7 protein-coding genes and 1 pseudogene are annotated in these 8,480 nt (G+C 73.0%); 7 read left to right on the top strand and 1 reads right to left on the bottom strand.

The genetic code is table 11. From position 1 onward, the window contains the following. The 4 genes and pseudogenes from ABZ937_RS40335 to thpD all read left to right on the top strand — a co-directional run. Window positions 1–101: pseudogene (locus ABZ937_RS40335) on the top strand (diaminobutyrate--2-oxoglutarate aminotransferase); the annotation flags it as partial. A 49-nt stretch (window positions 102–150) separates the two neighbouring features. Further along, window positions 151–555: an ectoine synthase gene (locus ABZ937_RS40330; RefSeq protein ID WP_361700000.1), complete on the top strand. Its 405-nt coding sequence runs from the start codon at window positions 151–153 to the stop codon at window positions 553–555. Window position 556: 1 nt separating this feature from the next. Beyond that, complete coding sequence (gene ectA / locus ABZ937_RS40325; protein ID WP_361699997.1) at window positions 557–1,123, top strand: diaminobutyrate acetyltransferase; 567 nt, start codon at window positions 557–559, stop codon at window positions 1,121–1,123. Continuing rightward, entirely contained in the window at window positions 1,120–2,010 is an 891-nt protein-coding gene (thpD, locus tag ABZ937_RS40320) for an ectoine hydroxylase (RefSeq protein ID WP_361699996.1), read from the top strand. Before ectA ends, thpD begins: the two co-directional genes overlap by 4 nt. A gap of 58 nt (window positions 2,011–2,068) precedes the next feature. Here thpD and ABZ937_RS40315 read toward each other — a convergent pair whose 3' ends face one another. Next, a complete protein-coding gene (locus ABZ937_RS40315; protein WP_361699994.1) occupies window positions 2,069–3,079 on the bottom strand; it encodes a helix-turn-helix domain-containing protein in 1,011 nt (336 codons plus the stop codon). 70 nt (window positions 3,080–3,149) lie between these two features. Between ABZ937_RS40315 and ABZ937_RS40310 the strand changes: the two genes are divergently transcribed. The 3 genes from ABZ937_RS40310 to ABZ937_RS40300 form a co-directional block, all read left to right on the top strand. Continuing rightward, window positions 3,150–4,466, top strand: a complete 1,317-nt coding sequence (locus ABZ937_RS40310; protein WP_361699992.1) for an MFS transporter — start codon at window positions 3,150–3,152, stop codon at window positions 4,464–4,466. A 247-nt stretch (window positions 4,467–4,713) separates the two neighbouring features. Beyond that, complete coding sequence (locus ABZ937_RS40305) at window positions 4,714–6,594, top strand: RICIN domain-containing protein (RefSeq protein ID WP_361699989.1); 1,881 nt, start codon at window positions 4,714–4,716, stop codon at window positions 6,592–6,594. Between the two features lie 444 nt (window positions 6,595–7,038). Next, on the top strand, window positions 7,039–8,480 hold a 1,442-nt coding region (locus ABZ937_RS40300; RefSeq protein WP_361699987.1), incomplete at its 3' end, for a nitronate monooxygenase.

The raw sequence follows: 8,480 nt of genomic DNA, 5'->3' as shown, positions 1-8,480 counted from the left end.
AGGGCGAGGTCGTCAAGCTGCTGCCGGCCCTGACCATCACGCCGGACGAGCTGGACGAGGGCCTCAGCGTCCTCGCCCGCGCCGTCCGGGAAACCACCTGACCCCACCTCACGACCGACCGAACACCCCCGATCCAGGAGGCATCGCACCGTGATCGTCCGTTCGTTCAAGGAGATCGAGGACACCGACCGCCATGTGAAGGCCGCGTCCGGCACCTGGGAGAGCAAGCGCATCGTCCTCGCCAAGGAGGGGGTCGGCTTCTCCCTGCACGAGACCACCGTCTACGCGGGCACCGAGACGTCGATGTGGTACCGGAACCACATCGAGGCCGTGCTGTGCGTGGAGGGGGAGTCCGAGCTGACCAACGAGGAGACCGGGGAGAAGCACTGGATCACCCCCGGCACCATGTACCTCCTCGACGGTCATGAGCGGCACACCCTGCGCCCCAGGACCGACTCCCGCTACATCTGCGTGTTCAACCCGCCCGTGACCGGCCGCGAGGACCACGACGACAACGGCGTCTACCCCCTGCTCACCGACGAGAAGGCGGCCTGAGATGGCGACCGCGAGGGCCAAGCCCGTCTTCCGCACCCCGACCCCCGAGGACGGCCTCAAGGTGTGGGAGCTGGTCGAGAGCACGCCCGGCCTGGACACCAACAGCCCGTACGCGTACGTCCTGTGGTTCCGCGACTTCGCCGACTGCTCGCTGGTCGCCACCGTCGACGACGAGATCGTCGGCTTCCTCACCGGCTACCGCCGTCCCGAGGAACCGGAGACCTACTTCGTGTGGCAGACCGCGGTCAGCCCGCGGCACGGCATCCCCTTCCTCGGCGTGAAGCTCTTCGAGGCGGCGGCCGAGCGGCAGCGCGCCCGCGGGGCACGCTTCGTCGAGGCGAGCGTGTCGGCCGAGAACCGTTCCATCCTCATGGTGCTCCGGCAGTACGCCCGTCGCCGGGCGGCCGAGATCACCGAACAGCTGCTCTTCCCCGCCGAGTTGCTGGGCGAGGGCCACCACGACGAGATCCTCCAGCGCATCGGACCGCTGGCCGCCGGGGACCCGGCCCCGGCCCCGCACACCCCTGTCGACACCACCACCTCCCGTGTGAAGGAGACCGCCGCATGAGCACCACCCTGCGCCCCGACCTGTACCCGACCCGCGTCGCCGGCGAGGCCGTCCCGCAGCCGCGGGTCGACCCCACCGTGTGGGGCCAGGGACCCGGCCCGCTCGGCGCGGAGCAACTGGCGGCCTACGACTCCAGCGGCTACCTGGTCCTCGACAACCTGCTGTCCGCGGCGGAGGTGGAGATCTACCGCGCCGAGCTGCAGCGTCTGGGCCAGGACCCGGAGCTGCGCGCCAGTGAGCGCGTCGTGCTGGAGCCGGACTCCGACCGGGTGCGCTCGGTGTTCGAGGTCGAGAAGGTCAGCGAGGTCTTCGCCCGGCTGCTCTTCTCCTCCCGGCTCACCGACATCGCCCGGCAGGTGCTCGACTCGGACGTGTACGTCCACCAGAGCCGGGTCAACTACAAGCCCGGCTTCGGCGGTGCCGAGTTCGACTGGCACTCCGACTTCGAGACCTGGCACGCCGAGGACGGCATGCCCCGGCCGCGCGCGTTCAGCGTCTCGATCGCGCTGAGCGAGAACCACCCGTTCAACGGCCCGCTGCTGGTGATGCCGGGCACGCACAAGACGTTCATCCCCTCGGTGGGGGAGACGCCGGCCGACTTCCACAAGGAGTCGCTGCGCGTGCACCGCATCACGGTCGGCTCCCCCGGCCCGGAGCACCTGACGCGGATGGCGGAGCGGCACGGCATCGAGCAGATCACCGGCCCCGCCGGCTCCGCCGTGATGTTCGACTCGAACCTGCTGCACGGTTCCAACGGCAACATCACCCCGTTCCCGCGCTCCAACATCTTCATCGTCTACAACAGCGTGGAGAACACGCTGGAGGAGCCGTTCGCCGCGCCCAAGCCGCGACCGCAGCACCTCGGCAACCGCGAGTTCCGGCGCTAGTCCTCTTCCGTACTGATCCCTTGCGGGAGGCGGCCGTTCCCGGCCGCCTCCCGCTGCGTCATGCCGCGGTGCCCGGGCCGCGGAAGGTGGCACGGTAGGCGCTGGGGGAGGTGCCCAGCGCCGTGTGGAAGTGCTGCCGCAGATTGGCGGCCGTGCCCAGCCCCGCCTGGTCGGCCACCTGCTCCACCGGAAGATCCGACTCCTCCAGCAGCTCCCGGGCCCGCTCCAGGCGCTGCTGGGTCAGCCAGTTCATCGGGGTGGTGCCGACCTCGTCCCGGAAGCGCCGGGTGAAGTTCCGTACGCTCATGGCCTCCTGGGCGGCCATCTGCCCCAGGGTGATGGGCTCGCCCAGCCGCTTCAGGGCCCAGCCGCGCGCGGCGGCGGTGGACGGCGACGACGGCTCCGGCACGGGCTGCCGGACGAACTGCACCTGCCCGCCCTCCCGATGCGGCGGTACGACGGTGCGGCGGGCGACATCGTTGGCGACGGCCATGCCGAAGTCGCGGCGGATCATGTGCAGGCACAGGTCGATTCCGGAGGCGCAGCCCGCCGACGTCAGCACCTCGCCGCCGTCGGTGTACAGCACGTCCGCATCCAGTTCCACCTGCGGGAACAGCCCGGCGAACCGGGCGGCGTAGCGCCAGTGCGTGGTGGCGACGTGCCCGTCGAGAAGGCCCGCGGAGGCCAGGACGAAGGCACCGGTGCAGATCGAGGCCACCCGGGTACCCGGTCCGATCCGGGCGAAGGCGTCGGCGAGGGGCCCCGGCAGATCGGGTTCCTGCTGGTCGTAGTCGTCGTAGGAGGACAACACGATCACGGTGTCGGCCTGCGCCAGTGCCTCGGGGCCGTGGGCGACGTTGAGGGTGAAGTCCCCGTCGGTGCGCACCTCGCCGGGGCGCAGCGCGCAGGTGACGACCTCGTACAGGGGCTCGCCGTCCGCGGACGCGCCCGCACGGGCCTGCCCGAACAGCTGGTGGACGATGCCCAGTTCGATCGGCAGGGTCATCTGGCGGACCAGTACGGCAACGGTGTGACGGTCGGGGTGCGAGAAGACAGTCCTGTCCGGCATGGCCACATTCTTGCGCATCGTGGCCATCCAGACACTCGTTGGGTGGGGGCCGTCCCGAGAGGCTGGAGTCATGGTTCAGCACGCGCAGACCCCTGTGACCTCACCCCCCACCACCGCGCCGGACGATCCCCGTCCGGCAGGGCGCCGGGCGTGGGCCATCGCCGTCGTCGCCGGCGCGGCCATCGTCACCGCCGGTGCCTTCACCACCGTCCCGGGCCTGCTGATCACCCCCCTGCACCAGGAGTACGCCTGGGACCGCGGCCAGATCGCGCTGGCCGCCTCCGTCAACATGGTTCTCTTCGGCTTCACCGCCCCCTTCGCCGCCGCTCTGATGGAACGCGCCGGAATCCGTCGCGTGGCAGCGGGCGCCATGCTCCTCATCGCCGTCGGCGCCCTGCTCACCAACGCGATGGCCGCACCCTGGCAGCTGACCCTCTACTGGGGCGTGCTGATCGGCCTGGGCAGCGGCTGCCTGACGATGACCTTCGCCGCCCTCGTCACCAGCCGATGGTTCGTCCACCGGCGCGGCCTGGTCACCGGCTCCCTCAGCGCCTCCAGCCATCTCGGCCAGCTCCTCTTCCTGCCGCTGCTCGCCTGGGCGGTCGACCGCTACGACTGGCAGCCCCCGGTGGTCACGCTCGCGCTCGCCGCCCTGACCGTGTCCGCCCTCGTCGCGCTGTTCCTGCGCGACCATCCGGCCGACGTCGGCGCCCGGCCGTACGGCAGCGAGGAGTTCGTCGCCAAGCCCGCCCCCGCCCAGGGCGCCGCCCGCCGCACCGTGACCGTCCTCCTCCAGGCCACCCGCACCGGCACCTTCTGGCTGCTGGCCGGCATGTTCGTCATCTGCGGCGCCTCCACCAACGGGATCATGTGGAGCAACTGGGTACCCGCCGCCCACGACCACGGCATGCACGCCACCGTCGCCGCGTCCATGCTGTCCCTCATCGGCGTCTTCTCCGCCCTCGGCGCCGCCGTCTCGGGCTGGCTCACCGACCGGTTCGACCCACGGCGGCTGCTGACCGTGTACTTCACCGTCCGTGCGCTCACCCTGCTCGCCCTGCCCCTGGTCTTCGCCGCCTCGGCCAAGCCGTCCATGATCGCCTTCGCGGTCGTCTACGGACTCGTCGACGTGGCGACCGTGCCCCCGGTCATCGCCCTGTGCCAGCGGGCCTACGGGGACGACGGCCCCATCGTCTTCGGCTGGACCAACTCCGCCCACCAACTGGGCGCCGGCGCATCGGCCTTCCTCGGCGCCACCGCGCGGGACGTCTTCGGCAGCTACGACACGGTGTGGGTGACCCTCAGCGGGGTCTGCCTCGTGGCCGCTCTCCTGGCCATGGTGGTCCGGGTGTCCGCCGGCGAACGCGGGCTCACGGCAGAGGCCTGAGCCACACAAGGAACTCCAGATGATACCGGCGGTAACTATTCTGCGGTAAACCGAATGTGCCATGCGGAGCATTCCAACTCCTTGTTTCCTGCGAGCAGTTTGTGTCAAGGTGAGCCTCCCCGCGGGAGGGCAAAGGCCGACGTCGTCGACGTCAAGGCCGGCCCATGAGGTATGCACCCATCAGGCACTGCTTTCCGACAGGACGGTCTTGCGCATACGGTCCTGCGGCTGGAAAGGAAATGGTTCCGTGCAGTCCCCTTACCCCCCACGCCCGCCCCACCCGCCCCTGCCCGGTCCGGCCGGGGAGTCCGACCGCACGCTCGTCGCCCGGCTGAGCGGCCCGCACGACGGCCGCCACCACGCCGTCGCGCTGCTGCTCGCCCGGCACTGGCGCGCCACCCGCGACTATGCCGTGGTCTGCCTGGCCACCGCCGGACCGACCGCCCAACTGGTGGCCACCGCGGCCTTCCACCACGTACTGGGCCGCATGGCCGGCGGTGTGATCGGCGGCGCCCTGCGCCCGCAACTGCTCGTCGCCGCCCGCGACATCGTCCGCGCCTGGGCCGCCGACGACGCGGCCCGCATCGCCCTGCCGGAATTGCGCAAAACCACCGGAGGCCGCGGGCTGCGCGCGACAAAGCCCGGGCCGCCGGAAAGCAGACAGCTCGCCGCCCGCGCATTCCGGGCCCTTACCGGCGCCTCGCAATGCCTTCTCTGGCACACCGAGGTCGAGGCCGAACCCATAAACATACCGGCTGGTCTGCTGGGCATCGACACGGCCACCGCCACGACCGCCCTGGAGCAGGCGCGCGAACAATTCCGCGCCGGATGCGTACGCGCCCACCGCGAACTCGCACCCACCAAGGAATGCCGCTTCTACAACCGGCTCCTCGACGTCCCCATCCGCCGTGGCGGCGCCCTGCTGCCGGACGTGCGCTGGCATCTGACGGTCTGCGGCCACTGCCGGTACGCCGCCGAACAACTCGGCCACTTCGACGGCGGCCTGCACCTCCTGCTCGCCGAGACCGTGCTCGGCTGGGGCGCCCGCCGCTACCTCGACTCGCGGCCCGGCCGTGGCGCCCCCGAGGAGTGGCAGACCCTGCAGGCCGCCGCTGCCCCGGCCGCGTCGCCCGCGTCCGGCGGCCGGCACCGCACCGGCCCGGAGAACCGCCACCGCAAGGCCGTCGCCGTCGGCGTCGGGCTCACCTCCCTCGCACTGCTCGCCACCGTCCTCGTGGCCCGGAGCTGGTCCGATGACAACGGTGTCCCCGCACCCGGCGCCACCTGGGGCGCCCCCGCCGGAGGCGTCGCACGGCCGAGCGGCACCGGCGAACGCTCCGCCGCCACGGTGGGCGCACCCGTCGAGGTCGCCCGCGGCACCCTGCGCGGCCTCGCCGCCGGGCTCTGCCTGGACGTACGCGGCGACCGTGTCGCGGCCGGCGTGGGCATGCGGCTCGCGCCGTGCTCGGCAGCCGCCTCGCAGCAGTGGTCGTACCAGGACGACGGCCTGCTGCGCAGCGCCGCCGACCCCGCCCTCTGCCTCGCCGCCGACCCCGGGACCAGGAGTGTCGCGCTAGCCGGCTGCGTCGCGCCCGCCGGGGAGATCTCGTACGACTTCACGGTGCGCGGCGAGATCCTGCTCCGCCGGCACCAGGGCCTGGCTCTGACGCCGGGTTCCGGTCGTTCCGCCACGCGGGTCGTGGTGGCCGAGCGGGACGGGGCGCGGGACCAGCGGTGGGTGTTGGAGGCGGGGTCGGGTGCGGGGTCGCGGCCGGGCGGAGCGCCGCGGTCCGATCTCGCGTCGGACGAGCCGGAGGCGCCGGATGCCGGGCAGGCACCGGGCCGCGAGGCGGGCGGCGACACCTCGCGGGGGAAGCCGGGGCGCGCCGGCCAGGGTGCCGGGGAGGCCGGTGCACCCGGGGAGGCCGGTGAGCCGCGGATCGCACAGGTCCGCGCCGGGAAGGCGGGGCGGCCGGCCGGGGGCGGTGGCGCCGGTGAGACCGTGGGGCAGGTGCTGAGGAAGACCGGGGATCTCGTGACGCCGGCCGTCGATGTGCTGACCTCGCCGGTCACCGCCGGCGGCACCGAGGGTGCCGGTACGACGGCCGGGCGGTCACTGCTCGGCTGACGTGCGCAGCGGGCGCTCGGCGAAGGGGGCCGCTCGGCGACGGGCGGCTCGCTCGTCCGGCGGGGTGCCCTGTCTGTTTCCCGTCGGCCCGGTTCGAGCCACCGGGGTGACGTCATGCGGAATTTACAGACTGCGGCCGGGTGTCCTGGCGCATGGCGCGAGGGTGAGTGAACGATGAAGCGGGCGGGCGGTTTGGCGGGCTTGTGCCGGTGTGCCGTACGGGGCCGGACGGCGCTCCGTTCTCGCCCGTGACGGGAATCGCTGGATTTACCGCGCCTTACGGGGAATTCGGTGCGCTGGCCGAATCGGCGCCACCGCACACGGAAAGGCTGCGGCGTTATTGACCCGCGAGTAATGACCTCGCTAGTTTCCGATGCCCTCGCACCAGAGCGTCTCGCCGCACATTCCCCCATCGTGCTGTCTCGCCGATCGTGCCGGAGCATCATGACCTCCCCTGTGCGTGCCCACGACCTGATCCTGTGTCTCACCCCGTTCGGAGAGCCCGACGCCGGCCTCGCCGCTGCCGCCTCCGCCGCCGGCGCCCTCGGCATCCTGGACCTGGGCACCGGTGACCGAAGATCCCGCGAACAGCTGTCCCGGCTGAGCCGGGCGGCACCGGGCCCCTTCGGCATACGGGTCACCGGGCGCTGCGCCCTCACACCCGCGGACCTCGGCGGAGCCGTGGACACGGTGGTCCTCACCCCGGACGCGCCCTGGACGGCGGCCGAACTCCCCGCCCAATGCCGCGTGTTGGCTGACGTCACCGACCTCGCGCAGGCCCGTGCGGCCGTCCGCGCGGGTGCCCGGGGGCTGATCGCCCGGGGCGGTGAGAGTGGCGGCCGGGTCGGCGAGCTGAGCACCTTCGTCCTGCTGCAACAGCTCCTCGCGGACGACGAGTTGAGCGACATCCCCGTCTGGGCCTGCGGGGGCGTCGGCCCGCGTACGGCGGCGGCTGCCGTGGCGGGCGGGGCGGCCGGTGTCGTCCTCGACAGCCAACTGGCCCTGCTGGCCGAGTCGGAGCTGCCCGAGACGGTGCGGTCCGTGCTGCGGTCCCTGGACGGCTCCGAGACCGTGGTGCTGGGCGGGCACCGGGTGCTGCGGCGACGCGGACCGGACGCCCCGCAGCCGCCCGCCGACGACCCAGAGGCCGTCGCAGCCCTGCTGGGCGCCCGCGAGTTGCGCGGCCGGCTGCTCCCGGTGGGCCAGGACGGCTTCCTCGCCGCCCGCTTCGCCGAGCGGTGGCGGGACGTGCGCGGGGTCGTGCGCGGGCTGTCGGCAGCGGTGGCGGAGGTGACCGGTCCGGCGATACCGACGCCACGTGCGGACACGGCCGTGAGGTCGGGTGCGGTGGAGCCGGCGTCAGCGGGGGAGCTGTCCTCGCGTTTCGGGGCTTCGGTGGGCACGTCGGCGGGCGAGGTGTCCGCGCGCCTGGGGGCTTCGGCGCTCGTGTCTCCTGAAGACGTGTCTCCGAGCGCGGGGGGTTCGGTGCCGGCGTCTCCTGGGGGCGTGCCCGCGCGCCTTGGGTTCTCGGCGGCCACGCCGCCTGCGGATGGGTCGCCGCGCCTGGGGGTCTCGGCGGCCACGCCACCTGGGGACGTGTCCCCGAGCCTCGGGGTTACGGCGGCCACCGTGCCGTCGCGCCTCGGGGGTCCGGTGGCCGTGCCGCCCGGGGACGTGTCGCCGCGCCTGGGGGCTTCGGTGGCCACGCCACCCGCGGATGTGTCGCCGCGCCTGGAGTCTTCGGCGGCCACGCCACCCGCGGACGTGTCCCCGAGCCTCGGGGTTACGGCGGCCACCGTGCCGTCGCGCCTCGGGGGTCCGGTGGCCGTGCCGCCCGGGTACGTGCCGCCGCGCCCGGGGGCTTCGGTGGCCACGCCACCCGCGGA

Origin of the sequence: Streptomyces sp. NPDC046727 (assembly GCF_040645635.1) — a bacterium.
In the GTDB taxonomy this organism is placed as follows: Bacteria; Actinomycetota; Actinomycetes; order Streptomycetales; family Streptomycetaceae; genus Streptomyces.
Note: the sequence above shows the minus strand (reverse complement) of the source record. Positions and strands in the feature narration are given on the sequence as shown.